We start from the raw sequence: 23,730 nt of genomic DNA, 5'->3' as shown, positions 1-23,730 counted from the left end.
GAGGAACAGAAATCCATGAAAAATTACTCGGGCAAAGATGACCTGGACGGCACTGAGGTGGATGCCCCCGAGCCGTGGCCCCGCGCATCGACCGAACGTACCCGGCGACTATACTCATCCAAAGATTACTTCGAAGGAATCATTCAATCCTCCGAAGATGCCATCATCAGCAAGACTCTTGATGGCACTATCACCAGTTGGAACCACGGGGCAGAAGTCATCTTCGGCTATACAGAGGATGAGATGCTGGGTCAACCGATGCTACGTCTGTTTCCATCTGACAGAACCGATGAGGAAGCCCTGATTCTCGACAAGATTATCAGCGGCGAGCATGTCACCCATTTTGAAACCGTGCGTATTCGCAAAGGAGGATCCCCGATCAATGTATCGGTCACGATCTCTCCAATACGAGATCGCCAGGGACGAATAATTGGCGCCTCAAAAATAGCTCGTGACGTCACGACGCAAGTACAGCTGGAAAATGCTGTCGAGCAGTTCCAGGCACTGGTCAATTCTTCCGATGACGCGATCATCAGCAAGACACTCGACGGCAGAATCACCAGCTGGAATGCCGCAGCGCAAGTCATGTTTGGCTATAGTGCAGAGGAAATGCTAGGTCAGCAGATGCTCAAATTGTTTCCCGAAGATCGACAGAACGAAGAGATGTTCATTCTCGAGAAAATTCTTGCCGGGGAAAAAATCGATCATTTCGACACAATACGCATGCGTAAGAATGGTTCGCCTATCCATGTCTCCGTCACTATTTCACCGATTAGGGACAAACAAGGAACAATAATCGGTGCATCAAAGATTGCGCGCGATGTCACCTTACAGAAGGTATCGGAAGCCAATTTCAAACTCACCTCTTGCGTATTTACGCATACCAGCGAGGGCATTGCCATTACCGACAATCATGGCGTGATTATCGAGGTCAATCAGGCTTTGACCTGCATTACAGGGTATTCCAGAGAAGAACTGATCGGCCGGACTTATAGCGTATTCAAATCGAGCCGCCAGGGACCTGACATCGAGAAAGGAATACTCGTCGAATTGGTGCGCAACGGCCACGCGCGGTCTGAAATCTGGAGCCGACGCAAAGACGGTGAATCCTATACAGGATTATTGACCATCAGCGCCGTCACCGATCAATCTGGACAAACACACAAGTACGTTGCCCTGTTTACCGATATCACCTCCTTGCGCAAACAGCAGGAAAAACTAGAGCACATCACGCATTTCGATGTCCTCACTGATTTACCGAATCGCCTGTTGCTATCAGACCGGCTCCGCCAGGCCATGCGGATGAGCAAGCGTAGCGAAAAAAATCTGGCCGTTCTCTATCTCGACCTTGACGGTTTCAAACAAGTCAACGACCAATGGGGGCACGAACTAGGCGATGCGCTGCTGGTTGCCATCGCCCGGCGCATGGCATCTACTTTGCGCGAGGTCGATACACTTGCACGCATGGGAGGTGATGAATTTGTCGCTGTCCTGGTGGATATTTCCGGCAACGAGGAGCTCGATTGTCTAACGAAAAAAATCCTGAAAGCTTGCTCAGAGCCCATTGCTATCGGAAATCACCTTGTCCAGATCTCTGCAAGTATCGGGGTCACGCTTTACCCCCATGATGATGTTGACGAAGACCAGCTAATACGACATGCGGATTTCGCGATGTATGAAGCAAAACAATCAGGGAAAAATAAATATCATCTCTTCGATGCCGTGCGGGATGCAGAAGAAAAAGGCCGTAGCGCCCAGCTACGGCGACTATCCGAGGCACTGGAGCTCAACGAATTTGTGCTGCATTACCAACCCAAGGTCAACATGCGGACCGGTGCCGTCGTTGGCGTCGAGGCGCTCATCAGATGGCAGCATCCGGAGTTGGGTCTAGTCCCGCCGGGCTCTTTTTTGCCATTGATTGAGGGCGACAGACTTAGCGATGATCTTGGCATGTGGGTCATCACGCAGGCCCTGATGCAAATGACGACCTGGAAGGCAATGGGATTGGTGCTTTCAGTCAGTGTCAATTTGGGGCCGAGACAACTTCAGCAAGATAATTTCTATACTGCGCTCCGAGATCTCCTGGGATGCTATCCCGATGTAGATCCGGAAAATCTGGAGTTGGAAATTCTTGAGACAAGCGCGCTGCAAGATATCGAGGCGGTATCGCAAGTTATGCAGGTATGCCGAGAGTTGGGAGTGCATTTTTCCATTGATGACTTCGGCACTGGCTATTCATCGCTCACCTATCTCAAGCGTCTTCCAGCGGAAACATTGAAAATCGACCAAAGCTTTGTGCGAGACATGCTAGGCGATCAGGAAGATCTGGCTATTGTTCGCGGGGTAATTGGCTTGGCCGAAGCATTTCACCGGAAGGTTATCGCCGAAGGAGTCGAGACCATTGCCCATGGAGAAGAATTGCTGCGGATTGGTTGCGAGCTGGCACAAGGTTATGGAATATCCCGGCCAATGCCGGCATCTGAACTCTTTGAATGGGTTCGCTCCTGGACGTCTCCTCAACAGTGGAAAACACTCTGTTGATAGCCAACGTCAGCCGCTCGATTATCCGTTCCGGACGCAAACACAGGATTGATGTACAACGCTCCATCTGGAACGTCACACAGGAAAATGACTAACACCAAGCTGATTCCGGAATCGTCGCCAATTCTTTAAAACCCGGCTTGGCGAACCAGTAGCCCTGCATGAGCGTAATGCCGATGCTCAGCAAAAAATCCCGTTCAGCACGGGTTTCAATTCCCTCAGCAAGAACACGGATATTCAATCGCTTGCAAATGGATGCGATGCCGGCCACGATCGCCTGACGCGGTACATTGGTATCGATGTCACGCACCAGATCCATATCTATCTTGATGAGATCCGGCTGATACTCGGCCAGCAAGTTCAGCCCCGCATAACCAGCGCCGAAATCATCGATGGCGGTCTGGAATCCAAAGCGGCGATATTCCTTGAAAATATTGACCAGATGCGGCCTGTCCTGGACACGCTCGCCTTCGGTCACTTCGAAGATAATATTTTCAATCGGGAAATTAAATTTGCGTGCCGCCGCAAAAGTACTACGGATGCAGACTTCAGGGCGGTACACCGCGTTCGGCAGAAAATTGATCGACAGGAGTTGCGTCATGCCCAACTTGGATGCGCCCTCGACGGCCTTCATCCGGCATGCCTGATCAAACCGATAGCGATTGCTGTCGTTGACTTGTGCCAGCACGCTGGCGGCAGACTCGCCTTGAGAACCACGGACCAGCGCCTCATAGGCGTATATCGACTTCGTTGCGAATTCAACGATCGGCTGATACGCGTACTCAAACTGAATATCCAACTCCGGCGAATCGCGGCAACCATTGCAGCCGTTTGCTGCCCCCTGGCTGTCATTACCGCGGGTGGAGTCTGGGTGGATTGGGATCATGCGAATTCCAAAAAATTGGGTTAGTGAGTGATCAATACCTAACCGCCCACCAATGACATATTGGGAGAAACCACATGCTTGTTAGAGTTGATATTGAACCGAAAGTGAACCGATATTATATCAAACATCCAAAAATGTACAGATAATGAACTGCAATTATCTTGAATTAATGAGTTCAATACTGGTTCATTCTGATATGATTTGTCCTTGTTTACGTTTCAGGATGAAGTCATGTCGGATGAAAACCTTCAAGTCGAGCCAGAAATTGCGTGCTATCGCAGTGGCGTCGCAGCCCGTCTTACCGGAGTACCAGTTGAGACCTTGCGTGTCTGGGAGCGGCGCTACGGCGTGGTGGGACCTCGCTTAAGTGAAAGCGGCCAGCGACTTTACACACCGGATGAAGTGCATCGCCTGGGAATCATCAAACGATTAGTCGATGCCGGACATGCCATCGGCAGTATCGCGACCTTGCCCATCGAAACGCTGACCGGAATGTCTAATTTCGAGAAAAGTTCTATTTCCAAAAAAAGCGTCCCCGCACTTGCTTCACGAACCGACATTCGCCTTGCGCTTGTCGGTCCGTGGATATCTTCCCGGCGCATTAGCGAAGCGCTATCACACAGCATGCTGAACGTTGTGGGGAAGTGCACTGACCTCAGCAAGGCCGCAGAGGAGCTGGAAGGAACGAAGGCCGATATTATCGTCGTCGAATTTCCGATACTCGACGAAACGACGATCGATACGCTCAACGAGGTCAAGCAGGCCTGTGACGCAGGCAATGGCATTGTTTTCTATCGCTTTGCACCCTCGCCCGTTCTACTGGCGTTACGTGCAGCAGGCTATGAAGTAGTGCGAAAGCCATTGGATTCTGTGGAGGTTGAGTGGTTTTGCAATGCATTGATGCGTACACAGGCGTCGCCCACCCGGACACGCCCTCTCCTGCCCGCAACCCAGCCACCTCCACCGCCGCGTTTTGATGAGAGCAGCCTGGCTGCGTTCACTGAAACAGGTGGCAAAATCTATTGCGAATGCCCACGGCATTTGGCCGAACTCTTGCTAAGCCTTGGCAGCTTCGAAAAATATAGCGCGGACTGTGCCAATCGCGACAGCAAGGATGCGGCATTACACCGAGATCTGCAGTGGACCACCGGGCATGCACGCGCTGCGCTGGAGGACGCTCTGGTGCGCCTGGCGCAAGCAGAGGGAATGGATCTTCCCGCCCGCTCAGGCGAGTCATTGTGAATATCTCAAGCCATGGACGGCAACCCTACGCGCCTGCACTTGCCCTGGGACTCGGCGGCTTGATTCCATTCGTTATGCTGCCGCTATTAGTCATCGTGCTTGATGAGGCGCATCAGGAATTTCTATTGCATGCACTGGTTCTTTATGGTGCCGTCATTTGTACTTTTGTCGGTGCGCTTCAATGGGGCTATGCGGTTCGCGGAGGTTCACAGCAGCCCTGGCTCCAATGTGGCTGGAGTATCGTACCGGCACTCATATCCTGGATTGTCCCGCTGCTAGCTGTTGTGACCTCGCTCCGAATACTTGCCGGCCTGCTGTTGGCTTGCTACATCGCCGACAGAATCATTGAAAAAACCGAACCTGCCCCAGAGTGGTTTATACGCTTGCGTGGAGTTCTGACTATCGTCGGCTCAGGCTCCTTGCTTGCCGCCAGCTTTATCTAGGCCCACATCAACGGTGCCATAACAACCGCGTTGAAGCAGCGCGTATTTACTCTTATCTGCCCGTCACATCACTTTCGATCATCATGCACCTCTTTCTAGACCGATATTACAAGCAGGCTCATCGCCTGATGCTGCCGCTGCTTTGGCTACTTTTTCTCTGCGGGCTCGGCTTATCGACCCTGCACGACACCTGGCACTGGGCGCTGCTGATCGGACTTCCGACAGCCATCGTGCCATCACTGTTCATTTGGCGCGCCCCCTATGCGTTTGCCACGCGCGCGCTGGTCGCGGCAGGATTGATGATCTTCGCGGCGCTCTTCATCCATCAGGCGGCCGGGATGACTGAGCTGCACTTCGGGATTTTTGTCCTGCTGGCCTTTCTGCTTTGCTATCGCGACTGGAAAGTCATTCTCGTCGCCGCGACCGTCATTGCCATTCATCATCTCAGCTTCAGCTATCTGCAAGAATGGGGATACGGTGTGATTTGCTTCACGAAACCAGGCTTTGGCGAAGTTGTGCTGCACGCTCTATTCGTGGTGATCGAATCTGCCGTGCTCGCCTATCTGGCGCAACTACTCTATCGCGATGCGGTACAGGCGGGGGAACTCAGCACCAGAGTCGCATCCATGGCTGGCGCCGGCGACGGGACTATCGTCTTGCGTCTGGAGGCCGATGCACCGATGAGTAACGCTGGAAAGGCATTGCAATTGATGATGACAGAGCTGCGCGACGCCATGATCGATGTTCGCGACGGAACCAGCACGATTGCCGCTGCCTCAGCCAAGATTGCCACCAACAATAACGCGTTGGCCGAACGGACGGCGCAGCAAAGTAGCTCTCTTACCGAGACCGCAAGCTCAATGGCTGAGATTACTTCGGCCGTAAAGAATAGCGCGTCCCATGCCGACCATGCCGATGCGCTCGCAAAAACCGCTGCGGAAGTTGCCGAACGCGGCGGCGCCGAAGTGGGAAAAGTCGTCGCCACCATGGCATCCATTAACGAGTCGTCACAACGAATTGTCGATATCATTTCTGTCATCGACGGCATTGCTTTTCAGACCAATATTCTCGCCCTCAATGCTGCGGTGGAAGCCGCCCGCGCAGGAGAACAAGGACGAGGATTTGCCGTCGTGGCCGGTGAAGTGCGCAGTCTCGCTCAGCGTGCCGCGGTTGCGGCAAAAGAGATCAAGCAACTGATCAACGCATCCGCACAGGAAGTCGACACTGGTGGCGTTCTTGTGACGCAAGCCGGAAAAACCATGGAAGATGTCGTCGCCAGCATTCGCAGTGTGACGGCGACGATGGCAGAAATCCGTGCCGCCGCACGCGAACAAAGTTCAGCTATCGAGCATGTCAATCACGCTGTGCTGGAAATGGAAGCCGTGACACAACAGAACACGAGTATGGTTGAAGAGGCTGCCGCCATCTCAGCAACACTGAGCGAGCAGGTTCGGCGCCTGGTTAGTGTTGTCGGCATATTCAGACTTACGCCTTAGGTCTTTTTCAGTGGCCGCAGTAAAAAGGAATACCTATGGAAGATCGCATAACTGGTCAGGGCTGCAAACCAACGCAAGTCATGTTTGACGGTGCATGCCCTCTTTGCCGCAGCGAGATCGGGCTCTACAGGCGGTTGCAGACGAAGGCAGAAATTCATTGGATAGATGTTTCCTCCGATGACTTTCAACCGCCGGTCGGCATGACGAAAGAACAACTGCTGCAGCGCTTTCATTTGGTCAGTCCGGATGGCCAGATCCTGAGTGGAGCCGAAGCGTTTGTCTTTGTCTGGGATCGCCTGCCCGGCTGGCGCCGGCTGAGTCCTTTCTTTCGCCTTCCGGGAATGATGTTCCTGCTGGAGCGGCTCTATCGCAGCTTCCTGATCGTACGGCCTGCGCTGCAAAAAGTTGTCAGATTCTTTGCGGCAAAGCGCGTAGGCCCGTCATCCGCGGCAGATTGAACGCCGCTAAAGCGGAAATTCACCGGCAAACTCAATTGAACAGCCATTTCTGCGCCAGTCGCGTATAGCGCGGCATGATCACGTAGGTCATTAACCCCACAATAATCGCAGCAGCGATCAGCTTGCTGATTAACTGATGCTGCAAGACCGGTACCGCTCCAAATACCGGTCCAAGCAACCACGGTAAGACCAGCGTCAGCGGATAAATCACCGACAAGGTCAGCAGAAACTGTTTCCACGGCTTTGCGCGCTTTTGCGGCTGACCTGCCGGTGGCGTGAACCAGAATTCCAGTCCAGTGATGGTATCGACCTTCTCTTGCTGCTCCATCAACGGCGCCGCTTCTCTAATCAAATCCCGCCTGGCAGGCGATGCCAGCCATTGCTCCGCGTATTCCAGTGTTTCAAACCGGATGGTGACCGTATAGCGGTTTGTGCCTGCCGGAGGTTTAATCACATTGACGCCACGGTGGCCGGGTGCCTCCGCGGCGATGGGCAGAATGCGTTTGAGCCATTGCTCATAGTCGGACTGGGAGCCGGTACGGATGTCATGCTGGATGACGATGGTCACCATGTCGGGTTTCTGGTCGCTATTCATGCAGGGCTTTCTCAGAGAAGGTTCTTGTTGTGTTGATGCGATCCGTCCGGCATCAAAAAACGCCTACGATGTCGCATGCCTGCCCCTGTGTCAATCCGATTGGAAGGCCGCTCTTCTTCGTTACCCTCGCGAAAATAAAAAAACGCCCGATACATGCGCATCGGGCGTCGAGGTCAAAATTGAGAATATTGCTTTCTCTGTCTTCCATTTTTAAGCTCGGACCATGCGATAAGCCTGATCCGGTTGCTCTGGCTTGTATTTTCACAGCAAATTGTCAGAGGACTTGACCGCTTGTCTCACATTTTTAAAATTAATCACTTTCAGGCAACATTTTTTCACCCTGATTGGGTGATCACATGGGTAATTAGCGGTCGCTCAACAGAAAATTTCTGGTCGAGCCACCGACTGCGGCAGATACGCTACTTTCATCTTTCAGAGCTACGCCGGTCAGTTTGCGACGGTTCGCTTCCGACAATAAATAGTCCAACTTGAAGGCTGCTTCTTCGTAACTCATGCCTTCAGGCCTGACGTTCGAGATGCAGTTGCGCTCTGAATCCGGCATGCCGACATGCGGCATCCAACTCAGATACAGCCCCATGCTATCGGGCGAACTGAGGCCGGGACGCTCGCCGATGAGCACCACCACCAGCCTGGCTCGCAGCAGGTATCCGACTTCGTCGCCGACTGCCACCCGCCCTTGCCGTACGATGGTCAGCGGGGCCAGCTTCCAGCCATGTTTTGCGATGCGAGGTTGCAAAGCGCTCAGAAATGGAACCGCATTCCTGGCGATGGCCAGCGATGACAGGCCATCGGCGACAACGATGGCCAAATCGTAAGAGACATCCTCGCCCTGCTCCTGCATTGCCAAAGTCAATGCATTGCGAGATGCCTCACTCAGCCGACGCCCCAGATCCGGGCGCTGCAGATAGGTCAGCCGGTCAGTCGCAGCGGTGTCAAGAATAAGGCAAGCCTCCGCACCATCGATACCGGCGTCTATCAGGTTCCGGCGTAATTGATCAGCATCGAGCGCAAGATGCACGGCGTCGCGCGCTTGTGCATGTGCCAGTTGAAAGGCCAGTTGCGGCGTTGTCGGCAAGCTGACTCCTGCTCGTCCGAGTGCGATACGGGCGGCTGTGAACTGACGCAGCATTTTCCAGGGATTGTCGATGACCGGAGATTTGTCGTTTTCCATATCAGAGCAAACGCTGCAAAGCGTCGCGAAAAGTCGGCGGCACGGTCTCGCCAAGTCGGAATTGCTCGTCGCTACTGAATATCTGCATCCGTTGCAGCCAGGCCTCGAACTCCGGCGCCGGCCTGAGGCCGAGTACCCGCCGCACATACAGCGCGTCATGGAAGGACGTAGTCTGGTAGTTCAGCATGATGTCGTCGGATCCGGGGATGCCCATGACGAAGTTGCATCCCGCCGTGGCCAGCAATGTCAGCAGGTTGTCCATATCGTTTTGGTCGGCTTCGGCATGATTGGTATAGCAGACATCGCACCCCATCGGCAGGCCAAGCAGCTTGGCGCAGAAATGGTCCTCCAGTCCGGCGCGAATGATCTGCTTGCCGTCGTAAAGGTATTCCGGACCGATGAATCCGACGACGGTGTTCACCAGCAGCGGCTTGAACTTGCGCGCCACGGCATAGGCGCGCGCCTCGCAGGTCTGCTGATCGATGCCGTGATGTGCACCGGCGGAGAGTGCACTGCCCTGCCCGGTTTCAAAATACATGACGTTGTCGCCCACGGTACCGCGGCCCAGCGACAAGGCGGCACTGCGCGACTCCGCCAGCAAGGCCAGGTCAATGCCAAAACCGCGATTGGCGGCCTCGGTACCCGCGATCGACTGGAACACCAGATCGACCGGCGCACCGCGCTCGATGGCGGCAATGGTATTGGTCACATGCGTCAACACGCAAGACTGGGTAGGGATCTCGTAGCGCGCAATGATCTCGTCCATCATCGTGACCAGATTGATCACTTGCGCCACGTTATCGGTGGCGGGATTGATACCGAAGACGGCGTCGCCGCTGCCGTACAGGAGCCCATCCAGCAAGCTGGCGGCGATGCCGGTGGCGTCGTCGGTCGGGTGATTGGGTTGCAACCGGGTTGACAGCCGCCCCGGCAAACCGATGGTGTTGCGAAAAGCTGTGACGACGCGGCATTTTTTTGCGACCAGGATCAGATCCTGATTACGCATGATCTTGCTGACGGCGGCGGCCATTTCGGGTGTGATGCCGGGTGCGACGGCAGATAAGGTCTCGCTGTCGACGTCGTCGCTCAGCAGCCAGTTGCGGAAGTCACCAACCGTCAAATGCCTGATCGGTGCAAAAGCCGCGGCGTCATGATCATCGATAATCAGGCGTGTGACCTCGTCCGCTTCATAAGGCACCAGCGCCTGTTCAAGAAAAATCCGTAGCGGCAACTCAGCCAGCGCCATCTGCGCCACCACGCGTTGCTCCGCACTCTCGGCAGCCACACCGGCCAGCATATCGCCGGAACGCAGCGGCGTCGCCTTGGCCATCAGATCCGCAAGATCGCGAAACTGATACGTGATGGGACCTACCGTATGACTGAATTGATGCAGGGACATTGGCTGACCTCTATCGGTGTCAGCGTCCAATATAGCAAAGGACAATCACCTGCGGAACATAAATTGAGACACCGGCAACATTGCCGATTAGAGGCCGTGAAGGCTTGTCCGTATCGGCGTAGCGCACGGACATTTTATGAACATTTTTGGTGAGAAAAAGACTTTCTCTGAGTCCGGCCGCACCAGCCTGGCGCAACCGGCTTCAGATAAAGCGATTACGCGCCGACCAGCTTCTTGAACGTCGCCAGCACGGCATCGCCCTTGAACGGTTTGACGATCCAGCCCTTGATGCCGGCAGCCTTGCCGCGCTCTTTCATGATCGGCGAGTTTTCGGTGGTCAGCATGATGATGTTGACCGCGGCATTGCCAAGCTCGCTGCGGATCTTCTCCGCCATTGTCAGACCGTCCATATTGGGCATGTTGACATCGGAAACAACCAGCTTGATGGATGGATCGCTCTTGAGCTTGGTCAGACCGTCACGGCCATCGACAGCCAAAGCCACATCGAGGCCATTCTTCTTGAGGAAATCGCCGACTTCGGCGCGGACAGTGCTTGAATCATCAACTACCAGGATTTGTGCCATGAGATTTTCTTGTAATGAAAAATAAAATTAGAAGAGTTCCAGCTCGCCGGTATCGCTGCCAAGCTCTTCTGCGGAAACGCTAAAGTCGATATCTGCATACGCCGACACACACAGGCTCACGTGAAACCGCGGCGAACCATCCATATCGATTGCAAAGTGCTGAATGTGCTGGCTATTGAGTTTTTGCAGATAGGCTGCGCAGTTCTTGTCGATGACATTCGGCGTCGACATGCCGATGTGCGGAAAGAAATTACCCAGATCGCGATTGAGAATGCCGCAGCACAGATTGCCGCTCTCTGCGATGGCGTCCATGAAAGTCTGCTCGCTCATCTCGGCTTCATCCACGTTATTCAAGCGAGCGAAATGACTGCGCGTGGCATCGTTGGGCGAGAAGTAAAACATGACCATCAGACGAAACAGATAGGACGACACCGTCAACACCACCATCTGTTTTTCCGGAAAATCGGCCGACTCGGTCAAGGTCAATATCTGCGCCTCGGTGCCTGACGGCACAAGGCTGTTCTTCAGGGACTGCGTCAACAGCAGATCAAAACCGTCTTTGGCGGATTGGCTCAACATGGATTCGTTTCCTCAGGCTGCCAGCGCTTCTTTGGTTTTCTTGTTGATCAGATCGAGACCGATGATGGCGCCGATGATCATCTTGCCGCCCGCCTGCAAATCCTGGAACGTCGTGGTCGTGATCAGGTCGTTCTGATACAGGTTGGCACGGTAGCTCTTGGAAAGCTTCTCGGCGCGTTGCGCCAGATCGCGGACTTCCGATGCCACCACCGCAAAGCCGCGTCCGTGTGCGCCGGCGCGCGCTGCTTCGATGGAAGCGTTGAGCGCCACGATGATGACCTGATTGACGATCAGCGCAAACTCATCGTTCTTGCGGTGCATTTCGCGGTTGTGCGTGATCAGTACATTCATGTCGTCATGCCAACGCTCGAAAGTGCGCATCAGGCCAAGCAGATTGCTGATGGTCTCTTGCGAGGCATCGCAGTTTTCCAGCACGCGCGCCATACTCTCGGAGTTCTGCGAGCTGAGCTGGGCGACGACTTTTTCTGTTTCGCGCTGGGTATGGACCAGACGCAGGTCGTTGTCTCGGCGTTGTGCTTCCAGCTCTTGCTGATGTGCATCGATGTTCTGTTGTTGTTCCTGCAGCGTCGCCTCGACATTGCGTTTGAGGATCTCGACCTGCTCCAGATCAACCATGCGCTTCATGCGTGCATTCTGGCGCTTGAGGATCAAGGCCAGTGGCACGCCGGTTAACAGCGCTCCCAGAACAACAAAAATAATCGGATTCAACATCATGAAACACATCCTTGCAATAGACACTTATAACTGCGCTACGAAACCTGCTGGTATCCCCACGTCCGGTCAGCAGAGCAACTCCGCAGCTTCCGATGCCGGCCTTGTACTTTCTAATCAGGCGACCTGCGGATCGTTGCCTGCCGCCGGCATGCCCCCAGCCGTCATCTGATCCAGTTCCGGTACCGGATAGGCGACATCGATGCCATCGACTTCCACGGCCACGTTTTCCGGCAGCAGCACATTGATCTGGAACTGGCGGAAATCTGCACCTTCGGCGTGATCCAGGAACTGAATCTCGATGCGGCCGTGTTCGCGGGTAACAAAATCCAGCACCGCATCCATGCCCACACCACGTCCCGATACATCAGTGACTTCGCTGCGCGTCGAGAAGCCGGGGCGCATGATCAGTTCAGCCAGCTCGGCATCGGTCAGTGCCTGATCCGCGGTAATCAGATTCTTTTCAATGCCGGTCTGACGAATGCGTGCCAGCGCCAGGCCGCGACCGTCATCCGACAGCGCCATGTGCAACATGTTGTTCATCACGCCCATTTGCAGGCGAATCGTGCCGGCTTCCTGTTTGCCCTTGGCCTGGCGTTCTTCCGGCATTTCCAGACCGTGATCGACGGCGTTGCGGATCAGATGCATGAAGACATTTTTCAGCAAGGCCGACGAATGCGTATGGATAACGTAGCCGTTGTCTTCAATCTCAACAACCGGCGCAGCCTTGCCCAACTCGGCGGCGAGTGCCGGCAGCGAGTCGGTGACGCTGGCGAGGACTTCGTCGATTGTTTCCGTACCCAGCAAACGCAAGGTCTTGCGCACGGCATTGCGTACGGCGACCATTTCGTGCAGGTTGGCCGTATTGACCGTTTCCAGGCGATGCAAGCTTTCCAGAATGTGCTTCCGGTCGATGGTCATGATGTGGCGTTCAACAGCAGCAGCCTGTTCCGGAGCGGCTTGACGGCCCAGCGTGACTTCGTTGATGCGGGCATAGCGGTCGACGGCGACACGCACCTTGGCCAAATCCTGCAACAGGGTTTCCTGATTCCATACCGCGCCGGTTTCCGGATGGCGCAGATCGTCGTAATGTTCTTCAACGCCGTGCACCACATTGCTCAGATGCAGCAGACCGTACGTACGGGCGTTGCCCTTGATGGTGTGCATGTTGCGGAACAGCTTGGCGATGGCGAATGCCGTCGCTTCCGGGTTCTGATGTACCAGTTGTTCGTTCTCGTCGAGGAAACGGCGCGACGTAACGATGAACTCCTGGAACTTCGGTGCCGCCACCGCCAGAATCTCACCGATGATTTCCAGCTCGTTCTTTTGCTCGTTGGCTTCGGCTGCCAGCTTGCGCAGCTCAGTCACATCGCGTACGCACAGCATCAGGCGGATCACCTGATCGGCGTCGTCGGTGATCGGCGACCAGCTCAGATCCAGAATCTTGACACGGCCATCGGCCATTTTCTTCTCGACTTCACCGACCATCAGATGCTCGTTGAATTCGAAGTTCATCACATCTTCACCGATGCAGGCGCCGCCGATGGCTTCGATCTGCGACAGCGTATCCGCACCCAGTGTGGTGTCGGTAAAGACCAACTCCATCAGGTCGCGGCCGGCGATGTCCTTCGTCTCGAACACGGTTTCGAGGAAGGCCGAATATTCCGGATGCACCTTGTTGCCATCGACTACGGTGAGAATGCCTTGCGGGATGTTTTGCAGCATGGCCTGCATGTCGGCGGTCTTTTGTTTGACCTGCGCCGAGGCTTCCTGAATTTTCTCGATCATGCCGTTGAAGGCGACGATGGAATGGCCGACTTCGTCCATGCGATCCACCGGCAGGCGACGCGTGAAGTCCTGATTGACGGCAATCTCGGTCATCATGATTTGCATGCGGCTGATCGGGCCGGTGATCTGGCGATACAGCAAGAAGCCGATCAGCGCCAGCGCCACGACAGCAACCGCTGTCACGATGGAAATGGTGGTGGTCGTCGAGGCCAGATTCTGATTCAGCGAAGCAATCGCCGTATCCTTGCTGCGGTTTTTCTCGATGCGCAAGGTATCGACCACGCCTTCCAGCTCGGCCTGATATTGCACCACGCCCCCGAAGAAGGACGCCTGCGCCAGCGCATCCTTGCCGGCCAGCTTGAACTTCGCCGTGCTGTCTATGGCGCCAAAGTAGTTATCCAGACTTTCCTTGGCTTGTTCGATCAGACCTTTCTGTGCCTGGCTTGCGGCTTGGCCGGCCTGGAACTCAAGCGCTTTTTCCAGTGTGGCTTTCTTGGCGGCGAGCTTTTCGTTTTCCTGACCGATGAGATTGGTGTCGGTCTCTGTGACCATCACCATCGCGGCCAGCTGGACATCCTTCAACTGCCCGACCAGGTCGGACGACGCCAGCACGCTCGGCACAACGCCTTCGGTAACCGACTTCACTTCCACGGCGCTGCCGCGGGATTGGAACACCGCGTAGCCGCCGATGGCGGAGATTGCAATGAACGTAAGAATGACAAGCAAGGTGATGCGCAGACGGATAGTCATGTGGAATTCTTCCCTGGTGGCGGTAGGCGCTCGTGTGTGATTTTGTTATTGCGCAGCGATTGCACTCATTGCACTCAACTGGCATTGATCAACCACTGTCGACGCCGCAGCATTCTTGCACTCAAGTATTACTTCCGCATGACAACAAAATGCATACAGGAAATTAGACGGGTAAATTTCCCCCATCAGCTTCGATGGAAAAAGCACGCTACAGATTAAATAATTCCATGCGGAAATATTTCAACAAGTGATTGTTGAAAGAATTACTCGACAACGTCGCCCTCGAATTCTCTCCTTGTTTTGCATGAATTCTCTTCAAGCATGTCCTCAACGGAAAAGCCGAAAGCGCGCTAACATGTTCCATCTAAAAAACAGCAAGCCGAGAGCACACACCGCCCGGCGAGGAGACACACCAGCATGCAAGCACAACCAGTACAACCTGCAATCCCGCCCTTCGCCCGCAGCGCCCGCCACCCAGGCTCGCCTGATCCGGTACGCATCGTCAGCCTCGCCGGCAATACCGCCAGCGCCAGTTTTACCTTGCAGGCCGGAATGAATTTGCGCGACGCCATCAGCGAGCCGCTGGCTGCCGCCGGTATCAACGGTGCAACCGTGAGGTTCGAAAACCTGCGCGTGTCGCCACATCACTTTCTGATGCCGGCGCTGTCGCACGATGGCAAGCATGCGGCCTTTTACAGCGCGCCGCATGAAGTTGCCGGCGGTGTCGTCATTGAGCTGGCCTGTGCCACTTATGGCCGCCGCGACGGTGCGCCTCTCGTGCACTGCCACGCCATCTGGCGCGATGCCGACGGCAAACGCCAGGGCGGACACATGCTGATGGATCAGACTATCGTCGCCGAGTCCGGCTCGGCGCAGGCCTGGGGCTTGCAGAATGCCACGATGGAAACACGCTTCGATCCTGAAACCAATTTCACGCTATTTCACCCGGCAGTCGTCGCAATCGAGACCACCAAGGATAAAACCGACGGGCTGCGTACAGTACTGGCACGCATCCGTCCTGATGAAGACTTGAATATGGCGATTGAAGATGTGTGCCACACACACGGTATTCGCCACGCAAAAGTGCGCGGCAGCGTCGGCAGCATTATCGGTGCCGAGTTTGAGGATGGCCGGGTGGTGGAAGATCTTGCGACGGAGATTCTGGTGCGTGAAGGCGATGTACAGCCGACCGCAGAGGGCCTGCGCTGCCATCTGGACATCGCACTGATCGACCCGCGCGGCAACGTCTGTGAAGGCGTGCTGGCACGCGGGCGCAATCCCGTGCTGATCTGTTTTGAGCTGGTGATCGAGGAACAGGCAGACGGCAAGGCCTGATTATCTGCAAGCAGACAATGAATTGCTCATTGTAAAAATACAAAAAAAGCCGCCGCCAGGAGCGATTCAATGGGGAACCGCTTCCTGACGACAGAGGGGGAGCCGAGAAAACGGCGTCCCGTTATTGTTATGCGTGCTGCTTTGGCTTACTGCTTAATTCGTCTAAACGGGTCATGTTTATGACGCTGATTATTTCTTCGCATCCAGCTTGGTCTTCAGGGCGTTCGCCATTTCCAAGTGGTGTTCCAGATTCGGCAAGGTCTTGGCTGCAAAGTCCTTCACATCCGGATCCTTGGCTTCGGTAGCATTCTTGCGGAACAGTTTGACGGCATCCTTGTGTGCTGCCACTCCGATCATGCGGACGTATTGCTTGTCGAAAGTCGCACCATCCAGTTTTTCCAGAACGGCGATCTTGGCACGTTGCGCCATGCTTGGTTCGGTAGGCACTTCGAGGTTCTTGCTGGCGGCGAGCTTCTTCAGGTTGTCGCCCACGGTGGTGTGCTCATCAACCATCAGTGTGGCGAAGTCCTTGACGTCGGGATTGGTGGTCTTTTCCAGCGCAATTTTGCTGGCCTTGACTTCAGCATTACCGGCTTCGGCGGCGCTGTTGATAAAGCTCTTGTCAGATCGCGGCAGCTCATCGGCACGTGCGTGATTGATGGCCAACGCCAGTCCGGCAACGCTGATGGCGGTCAACCCAAGTATTTTGAACATGGTGCCCGAACGGCGAGCTGATTGCATGCGTACTTGCGGACGAAATAGTGGCTGCGACATGGTGATTCTCCTTATTGGATGGAAGTGGATCTGCACCGAAAAACCTCCACACCGGCGCAAACAACATGGTCTCACTCTAGTGCCACACAGCCAGAGATGAAATCGGACAGTGCCGCTGCCGCTTGTAAGAATTGATGAGTGGCGATGCCCGGAAATGAGTGGAGACGATGAGTGGAACGATGAGTAATGCGGGGCAAGGCTCGCAAAACCCTCATCCGGGGTAATGACGGAGGTTCTTCCGCAGATTCCTACAGCGATTTACCGCAGTCGCCGATAGAGATCGGCGATATCCAGGCCTATGCTGAATCACTTGCGCTGTTTCAGCGCTCTTCCCCTTTACTCGTACTCATCCTTCCGCCAAGCAAAGAACAAAGGACTTTTCATGTCAACCACTGTTGCCGAAATGCTCGTCGAAACCTTGCACCGTATCGGTGTGCGCCAGATCTTCGGCGTTGTCGGCGATGCCCTCAATCCTCTGACTGAGGCCGTCCGCAAGGATCACCGGATTGAATGGATAGGCGTGCGCCATGAAGAAGGCGCTGCCCTTGCCGCCGCCGGGCAGGCAAAGCTCACCGGCAAGCTGGCGGTCTGCTGCGGCACCACCGGCCCCGGTGCCAACCATCTCGTCGCCGGCCTGTACGAGGCGCGCAAGGATCATGCGCCGGTACTGGCGATTTCAGGCGGTGTGCCTGCCAGCCGGCGCGGTATCGATTATCTGCAGGAGAACGTTCCCGACCTGCTCTTTCGCGACGTTGCCGCCTATACCCAGACCATCATCAACCCGGCGCAGGCGATTCAGGTTGTGCATCAGGCCATCGCGCAGGCTTACCACCAGCGCGGCGTGGCGCACATCAGCATTCCGGCCGACGTGATCGGCGGCAAAATCACGACTGCGACGTCGGTACACAGCATCAACACCTTACGCCCACAACCGGAGGTCACGCCGCCCGAGAGCGAGATCGGCCAGGCCGCACGCATGATAGACGCAGCCAAATCGGTCGCGATTTTCGTCGGCAACGGCTGCCGTTCCAGCATCCATGAAATCGCTGCACTGGCAGAAAAACTGCAAGCGCCGGTAATCCATACCTTCCGCGGTAAGGACATGCTGCCTTACGATCATCCGCACTGGATCGGTGGTGTTGGCCTGATCGGCGGTGCGCCCGGCATGGACGCGATGCGCGATGCCGAACTTTTGCTGATGCTCGGTACCGATTATCCCTATTCCGAATTCCTGCCTACCCGCACCCAGACCATCCAGATCGACGAGCGCGGCTTTGTCCTTGGTCGCCGCATGCCGGTTGATCTGGGCATCACCGGTTCGGTCGGCCCGGCGGTCGCGCAATTGCTGCAACACGTTCACGGCAAAACTGACGCGGCCTTCCTCAACAAGGTCGGCGACCATCGCCACCAATGGAACATGACTCTCGACAAGCATGCCTCTCCGCCGGCACAGCCCGAAAAAGGCCCGGTCAAGCCGCAATATCTTGCCCGCCGTCTGAGCGACCGCGCCAATGAAGACGCGGTCTTTGTCGTCGATACCGGCGTAGTGACACTATGGTGCGGCAACTGGATTCGCCAGACCGGCCGCCAGCGGATTCTCGCCTCATTCAACAATGCGGCAGTTGGCACCTCGCTGGGTCAAGGCAATGGCATTCAAGCGCTCGACCGTGAGCGCCAGGTGATCGTGGCAGTCGGCGACGGCGGTTTTACCATGCTGTTGGGCGAGTTCATGACAGCCGTTGAGCACAAGCTGCCGGTCAAGGTGGTCGTATTCAACAATCGCGAATGGGGGTTAGTGCATCTGGAAATGGAAGAAGCCGGCTTGCCCGCTTTCGAAGGATCGAATTTCCCCAATCTGGACTTCGCCATGTTCGCCACCGCTTGCGGGGCCGCCGGTTACACCGCGAACACTGCCGCTGAACTGGAAGAGGCACTCGGCCCCTTCCTCGCCACGCCAGGGCCTGCCGTCCTGAATGTCTACATCGATCCGTCCGAACTGCCGGTCATGCCGCATATCAAACTCGACCAGATCTGGCATTTCGGCATGGCCAAGATCAAGGAAGCGATGATCTCCATGGGCGGCGCCTGACCTCACGATTAGGGTTAAGCTGAGGTTACCAACCGTCCCAACCTTTCGCGAGGAACGCATGAAACTCAAAGGCTCCTGCCATTGCGGCGCCGTGACCTTTTCGCTCAATAGCGACACGCCCTATCCGTATCAACGGTGCTATTGCTCGATATGCCGCAAGACTCAGGGTGGTGGCGGTTATGCCGTCAACCTCGGTGGCGATTTTCATAGTCTCAAGGTGAAAGGTTCGGATGACGTCAGCGTCTACCACGCCCGCCTCAAACGCAAAGGTGAAAAGCGTATTCACACCAGCACAGGTCAGCGCCACTTTTGCCGCCGATGCGGCAGCGCACTGTGGCTGTACGATCCCACTTGGCCGGATCTGGTTCATCCCTTCGCCTCAGCGATCGATACGCCGTTGCCGAAGCCGCCTGAATATACCCATCTGCTGCTTGACTACAAAGCGCCCTGGGTCGAGGTCAAGTCAGCCCGCAAGGACAAGCAATTCGCTCAGTTTCCGAAAGAGTCACTATTGGAATGGCACCAGCGCCTCGGCTTTGCCGGTAAAGAGTGAGCAAGCTGTGGACGCCGTTTTACACCTGGCGTGTCTTCACCGCTACGATGTCTCTCCTGCATCTGCCGAAAACAGCCCGCCGTCTGCAGCTTGATAAGTAGCACGATAACTTCGGGATCTCAGTGTGGATAAGAGTTTCCATGCCATTGTTTATTGTTCTGAGCGGTCACCGTCCTACAAGGAAATAAGTACCTGTCCGATGCCTTCGCAGGCCTGGGGGCGTTAGGCTGCGCTATCTCTTTCCCCGTTCGACACGATTTCACACACACTAGGAGCACACCATGGACACCCACGCTAACGAACCGCTGGCACGCGAACAATATGCCGATGAACTGGTACGCCGCTACCGTGAATTGCGCCGCTGGGCGGTTGCAAACTGGCCGAACACCAGCCAGCCGCTGGGTCAATCCGATTTCATCGCCAGCGATCGCGAACTGCTGCTGTTGCTGGGTGCCCGCTTGCACACCGACGAACGGAAAACCGGTTCACCTTTTCCTGAGACGCCACACGCTGAAAACGCTCAATACCAGGACGTCACGCCGATGCCCTGGCCCTGAGCGCTGACCATTCGATTATTCGACCATTCAATTATTCGACCATTCAATTATTCGACCATTCAATTATTCGACCATTCAATTATTCGACCATTCGATTATTCAGATGCGACCGGTATAAGAACGATTGCCTTGTAAATCGACATAGCGCGGCGGCGTCAAGGGGTCAAAATCATCCCAGTCGCCATGCTCAATGTGACCTTCGCTGCGCTCGATATCGGCAGCCTTGAGTGAGTGCAACAAGGCGATCGCTTCATTTTCTTGCGGTGGGCCGTCGACTGCGACCGCTACCCGCATGCCTGCTTTGCGGACTTCCACTTCCTGCGCATGACGGCTACCGCCATCCGTGTCGTCGGTGGCGTTGAGAGAGCCGACCAGCGAACCGAGATGCGCCCCGACCAAGCCGCCCAGAGCCGGGCCGGCGACGCCGGTGACCGGCGCTGTCGCAGAACCCACGGTTGCACCGACGATGGCTCCGGTCGCCGCTCCTGTGGCTGCGCCGGTGTCAGTGTCTTTGGCGCCGGGAGACTTGTCGCGGTCGCCGCCGACCGGATACAGATCGTGCTGACCAGCCGGATTGAGATAAAAGGTGGTGATGGCGTCACGTGGATAGCCGGCTTGCACCAGCTCATCTACAGCGTATTCAGTTTCATCCTGCAGTTGAAATCTGCCGACAATGATAGAGGACATGATAGGACTCCTTCGTGTTAAGTGTCGTCGGGACTCCATTGAGCCTTGTCGAAGAGCCTATCCTTGCCGCGCGGCGAAGACGATAGGCGCGCCACGCATTTGCCTGTAGGAATTGACGTTAAGAATCGACGCCAGGAATCGATCGCAGTCCTCCCGGCCAGACTGCATATAGAGCTCCAAGGGCAGACTCATCGAGACAGCACCAGCACATCCACCGGAAAACTTCGCAGCACGTCAGACACGGCGATGACTTGCTCACGAATCGCTCCCTGCATTCCCGACAAGATGCTTTGCCACTCGCCACCTGTCCATTCCAACGGCAGATGCACCGACGTATCTGCCCAACGCTGCGGCGGGATCAAGGGGACAGCGGATTGCAACGATTGCGCCGAATGGCCGGAAGCGATCAACCGCGCGGCATGACGGCTGCAAAGGACAACTACAGTCACATCGCCTGCGCTCCGGGCGAACGCCAGCAGATGCTCAGCCAACTCGCCTTCCACCGTGAGTGGTAGGTAATCTCCGGTCGTGAACAAAGCCTCACGACCACTGCGAAAATGCAGCAGCGTGCGGATCAGCTGCTGCTTGCAATCGCCGCTGCGCCAGTCTTCCAGCGTCAATGCCCGCACACCGTTGCGCGCCATCAACTCTTGCCGTAATGCATAGTCCACAGGACGACGGTTATCCGGATCAACCAGGCTGAAATCCCAGAGATCACATCCCTGATACAGATCAGGAATACCCGGCACCGTCAGCCTCAACATGGTCTGGCTCAAACTGTTGAGTGCACCTGCGGCGGAAATCTCTTGCACAAAGGCACGCAAGGCCGGCAAGAAGGGATTGTCGGCATCAGGTCGCAAGATGCGCTGCATGAACGCTTCGCAATGCCCTTCATACACTGTATCCGGTGCATTCCAGTCGGTGCGCCGCTTGGCCTCTCGCAAGGCCTTGCGCTGCCATTCAGAGACGCGTTTAACCAGATCCGTCAATTCCTTTGGGCGGCTCTCACCGGCTTGTGAAGATTGAAAGGTCTGAGACAGCGGCCAGACGCCGACCAGTGTCTGATACAGCATCAGCTCGTCCACCGGATCGATCGGTGCCTGTACCCGTGCCGCTGTGTTGAGCGCACGCCATCTCTGCAATGCCTGTTGCCAGTGCGCCGGAATCTCACTCAATACCGCCAGCCGCATGCGCGCGTCTTCACCACGCTTGTGATCATGGGTTGCGGTCGCCAGCATGCTGCGGGGAAAATCGCGATGGCGTCGCAAAACGTGTCGATGAAAATCCTCCATCGGCAACGCCAGCTGTGCCGGATCTGATCCCACCTCGTTGCGCGACAGCAAACGGCCATAGCGGTAAAAGGCGGTGTCTTCGGTCGATTTCGCCGTCAGCGGCGGCGTCAGTTGCTGAAACCGCGTCAGCGCGCGCCAGTGCAACTGGCTGTAATTGGTGATGTGTTCGTCTTGCCTTTGCAGCTTCTGTAACTTTTCCGGTTCCGGCGCATCCGCCAGCCACCCGGCGATGGCGTCCAGCGTCGGCAGATCCTGCTTGCGCAGATAGTCGCGCACCCGCGCTGCCGTGGTACGAATCAAAAAGCCGTCACGGCTGTCGCTACCGTCGTGATCGCCATAGCTGCGATACACAGGAAAATACGCCAGCAATTCCAGCATGCAGCGCCGTATCGACATCAGCGAGATGTCCCGCGTCGCCACGGTCGTGCGCGCCAACGCATGCAAGGTCGCGGTCAAGGCGTTGAACTCGCTGGCGAAGTTCTGCGTCAGCAAACGTCGCCGCGTTGCCAGCACGACATGGTCGAAACCGTCGGGGTCGGCGCGGTACTCCTTCCAGATCGCATCCAGTGCTACCGCTCCTGCACCATCGTGCAGCACAGCGCCAGCCTGATCCATGAAGTCATAACCGGTGGTGCCATCGAGGCCCCATCCGTTGCGCAGGCTTTCATCGGGCGCCAGAATTTTCTCGGCGATGATGTAGGGCACGATGTCGCGCCGGATGCTTTGCAGGCGCTCGCGCAGCCGCCGCACGTAGGCGGCTGGATCGGCCAGTCCGTCAATATGATCGATACGCACGCCGTCAATCAGGCCCTCTTCATAAAGACGGAACAGCCCGGCATGCGTCGCTTCGAATACATCCACCTGTTCCACCCGCATGCCGATCAGGTCGCCGATCTCAAAAAAACGCCGCCAATTGATTTCATCGCCGGCGTTGCGCCAGTCTGTCAGGCGGTAATGCTGGCGCTCCAGCAAGGCATGCAAGGCCTGCGCGCCATGCGGTGTGGCCGCGCTGAAGCTCGCCAGCGCAGTATGCAGCGCTGCCATGCCCTCAGTATCGGCGACGGCAGTTGCCAGTTCACGCCATGCCCGTTCGGCGTGCGTCTGGCGCTCTTCCTGCACCGCAGCGTCGAGCACACGTTCGAAGGCGGCGATGGCTTTTTTCAGGTGTGGCGAGTCGGCAGCCGACAAGATCTCAACATAGTCTTCCGGCGCGACCGGCAAGTGGTTACCTGGAATCGCGACGTACAGACGCGCCGATTCAACATCAAAGCCGAGACCGATTTCGGCATCGCGCAACAATTCACCATATGGCTTGCCCAGTACCGGCAACAACACTTTGCCGTGCAATGCCGGATCGGCGCCCATCCATTCGATATCGAACCAACTGGCGTGGCGGCTGTGTTGCCCCCAGAGCAGGACATCGCACCACCAGAGATTTTGTCCACCGACGGCCATGTGGTTGGGCACGATATCGACAATCAATCCCATTTGTCGCGTGTGCAGGCCTTGCACCAGACGAAGCAAGCCCTCTTCGCCGCCAAGTTCAGGATTGATGCGTCCAGGATCGACCACGTCGTAGCCATGCGTCGAACCGCTGCGCGCCGTGAATAGTGGTGAGGCATACAAATGGCTGACGCCAAGTGCGGCAAAGTAATCGCACTGCGCCAAAGCATCGTCGAAGGTGAAGCCGCGATGAAACTGGATGCGCAAGGTGGCTTGCAACGGGCGCGGAAGTTGCTGAGGATTGGAGATCGGCAT

At 56.1% G+C, this 23,730-nt stretch carries 20 protein-coding genes; 9 read left to right on the top strand and 11 right to left on the bottom strand.

Features of this window, described 5'->3' with window-relative positions; genetic code table 11:
* The first annotated feature begins 15 nt into the window (after nucleotides 1–15).
* Entirely contained in the window at nucleotides 16–2,541 is a 2,526-nt protein-coding gene (locus tag PQR63_RS16335) for a sensor domain-containing protein (RefSeq protein ID WP_408169051.1), read from the top strand.
* 91 nt (nucleotides 2,542–2,632) lie between these two features.
* On the opposite strand, the gene PQR63_RS16330 is transcribed toward PQR63_RS16335, so the two are convergent.
* Nucleotides 2,633–3,427: an EAL domain-containing protein gene (locus tag PQR63_RS16330; RefSeq protein WP_408169050.1), complete on the bottom strand. Its 795-nt coding sequence runs from the start codon at nucleotides 3,425–3,427 to the stop codon at nucleotides 2,633–2,635.
* 231 nt (nucleotides 3,428–3,658) lie between these two features.
* Here PQR63_RS16330 and PQR63_RS16325 point away from each other — a divergent pair, with 231 nt between their 5' ends.
* From PQR63_RS16325 to PQR63_RS16310, 4 genes are all read left to right on the top strand, one after another.
* Complete coding sequence (locus PQR63_RS16325) at nucleotides 3,659–4,669, top strand: MerR family transcriptional regulator (protein WP_408169049.1); 1,011 nt, start codon at nucleotides 3,659–3,661, stop codon at nucleotides 4,667–4,669.
* A complete protein-coding gene (locus PQR63_RS16320) occupies nucleotides 4,666–5,112 on the top strand; it encodes a DUF3429 domain-containing protein (protein ID WP_408169048.1) in 447 nt (148 codons plus the stop codon). Before PQR63_RS16325 ends, PQR63_RS16320 begins: the two co-directional genes overlap by 4 nt.
* Nucleotides 5,113–5,240: 128 nt before the next feature.
* Nucleotides 5,241–6,608, top strand: a complete 1,368-nt coding sequence (locus tag PQR63_RS16315; RefSeq protein ID WP_408169047.1) for a methyl-accepting chemotaxis protein — start codon at nucleotides 5,241–5,243, stop codon at nucleotides 6,606–6,608.
* 35 nt (nucleotides 6,609–6,643) lie between these two features.
* The gene (locus tag PQR63_RS16310; RefSeq protein WP_408169046.1) at nucleotides 6,644–7,066 is read left to right on the top strand and encodes a thiol-disulfide oxidoreductase DCC family protein; all 423 of its coding nucleotides are present in this window, start codon (nucleotides 6,644–6,646) and stop codon (nucleotides 7,064–7,066) included.
* Nucleotides 7,067–7,097: 31 nt separating this feature from the next.
* Here the strand turns inward: PQR63_RS16310 and PQR63_RS16305 are convergent, their stop codons facing one another.
* The 7 genes from PQR63_RS16305 to PQR63_RS16275 all read right to left on the bottom strand — a co-directional run bounded on the left by PQR63_RS16305 (nucleotide 7,098) and on the right by PQR63_RS16275 (nucleotide 14,685).
* A complete protein-coding gene (locus PQR63_RS16305; protein WP_408169045.1) occupies nucleotides 7,098–7,661 on the bottom strand; it encodes an antibiotic biosynthesis monooxygenase in 564 nt (187 codons plus the stop codon).
* 364 nt (nucleotides 7,662–8,025) lie between these two features.
* Nucleotides 8,026–8,853 carry an ethanolamine ammonia-lyase subunit EutC gene (gene eutC / locus PQR63_RS16300; protein WP_408169044.1) on the bottom strand — a complete coding sequence of 276 codons (828 nt, stop codon included), beginning with the start codon at nucleotides 8,851–8,853 and terminating at the stop codon, nucleotides 8,026–8,028.
* A 1-nt stretch (nucleotide 8,854) separates the two neighbouring features.
* Nucleotides 8,855–10,252 (bottom strand): ethanolamine ammonia-lyase subunit EutB, encoded by a 1,398-nt coding sequence (locus PQR63_RS16295; RefSeq protein WP_408169043.1) that lies wholly within the window; start codon nucleotides 10,250–10,252, stop codon nucleotides 8,855–8,857.
* A gap of 215 nt (nucleotides 10,253–10,467) precedes the next feature.
* Nucleotides 10,468–10,836, bottom strand: a complete 369-nt coding sequence (locus tag PQR63_RS16290; RefSeq protein ID WP_408169042.1) for a response regulator — start codon at nucleotides 10,834–10,836, stop codon at nucleotides 10,468–10,470.
* A 27-nt stretch (nucleotides 10,837–10,863) separates the two neighbouring features.
* Nucleotides 10,864–11,415, bottom strand: a complete 552-nt coding sequence (locus PQR63_RS16285) for a BTB/POZ domain-containing protein (protein WP_408169041.1) — start codon at nucleotides 11,413–11,415, stop codon at nucleotides 10,864–10,866.
* Nucleotides 11,416–11,427: 12 nt separating this feature from the next.
* Entirely contained in the window at nucleotides 11,428–12,147 is a 720-nt protein-coding gene (locus tag PQR63_RS16280; protein WP_408169105.1) for a methyl-accepting chemotaxis protein, read from the bottom strand.
* 117 nt (nucleotides 12,148–12,264) lie between these two features.
* Entirely contained in the window at nucleotides 12,265–14,685 is a 2,421-nt protein-coding gene (locus tag PQR63_RS16275) for an Hpt domain-containing protein (RefSeq protein WP_408169040.1), read from the bottom strand.
* Between the two features lie 417 nt (nucleotides 14,686–15,102).
* On the opposite strand from PQR63_RS16275, the gene PQR63_RS16270 reads away from it, so the two are divergent.
* Nucleotides 15,103–16,020, top strand: coding sequence for a PCC domain-containing protein (locus PQR63_RS16270; RefSeq protein WP_408169039.1), 918 nt, complete (start codon nucleotides 15,103–15,105; stop codon nucleotides 16,018–16,020).
* A gap of 189 nt (nucleotides 16,021–16,209) precedes the next feature.
* On the opposite strand, the gene PQR63_RS16265 is transcribed toward PQR63_RS16270, so the two are convergent.
* A complete protein-coding gene (locus PQR63_RS16265; RefSeq protein WP_408169038.1) occupies nucleotides 16,210–16,794 on the bottom strand; it encodes a DUF4142 domain-containing protein in 585 nt (194 codons plus the stop codon).
* Nucleotides 16,795–17,176: 382 nt separating this feature from the next.
* Here PQR63_RS16265 and PQR63_RS16260 point away from each other — a divergent pair, with 382 nt between their 5' ends.
* From PQR63_RS16260 to PQR63_RS16250, 3 genes are all read left to right on the top strand, one after another.
* Nucleotides 17,177–18,883, top strand: a complete 1,707-nt coding sequence (locus tag PQR63_RS16260; RefSeq protein ID WP_408169037.1) for a thiamine pyrophosphate-binding protein — start codon at nucleotides 17,177–17,179, stop codon at nucleotides 18,881–18,883.
* A gap of 58 nt (nucleotides 18,884–18,941) precedes the next feature.
* Complete coding sequence (locus tag PQR63_RS16255; RefSeq protein ID WP_408169036.1) at nucleotides 18,942–19,436, top strand: GFA family protein; 495 nt, start codon at nucleotides 18,942–18,944, stop codon at nucleotides 19,434–19,436.
* 281 nt (nucleotides 19,437–19,717) lie between these two features.
* On the top strand, nucleotides 19,718–19,993 hold the full coding sequence (locus PQR63_RS16250; RefSeq protein ID WP_408169035.1) for a hypothetical protein: 276 nt from the start codon (nucleotides 19,718–19,720) through the stop codon (nucleotides 19,991–19,993).
* Nucleotides 19,994–20,092: 99 nt separating this feature from the next.
* On the opposite strand, the gene PQR63_RS16245 is transcribed toward PQR63_RS16250, so the two are convergent.
* Both PQR63_RS16245 and treY read right to left on the bottom strand, forming a co-directional pair.
* Complete coding sequence (locus PQR63_RS16245; RefSeq protein ID WP_408169034.1) at nucleotides 20,093–20,680, bottom strand: YMGG-like glycine zipper-containing protein; 588 nt, start codon at nucleotides 20,678–20,680, stop codon at nucleotides 20,093–20,095.
* Nucleotides 20,681–20,868: 188 nt separating this feature from the next.
* Nucleotides 20,869–23,730: a malto-oligosyltrehalose synthase gene (treY, locus tag PQR63_RS16240; RefSeq protein WP_408169033.1), complete on the bottom strand. Its 2,862-nt coding sequence runs from the start codon at nucleotides 23,728–23,730 to the stop codon at nucleotides 20,869–20,871.

The organism is Herbaspirillum rhizosphaerae, from assembly GCF_046025915.1.
Lineage (GTDB): Bacteria > Pseudomonadota > Gammaproteobacteria > Burkholderiales > Burkholderiaceae_D > Herbaspirillum > Herbaspirillum rhizosphaerae_A.
The sequence above is the reverse complement of the archived record's forward strand: the minus strand, read 5'-3'. Positions and strand labels throughout refer to the sequence as shown.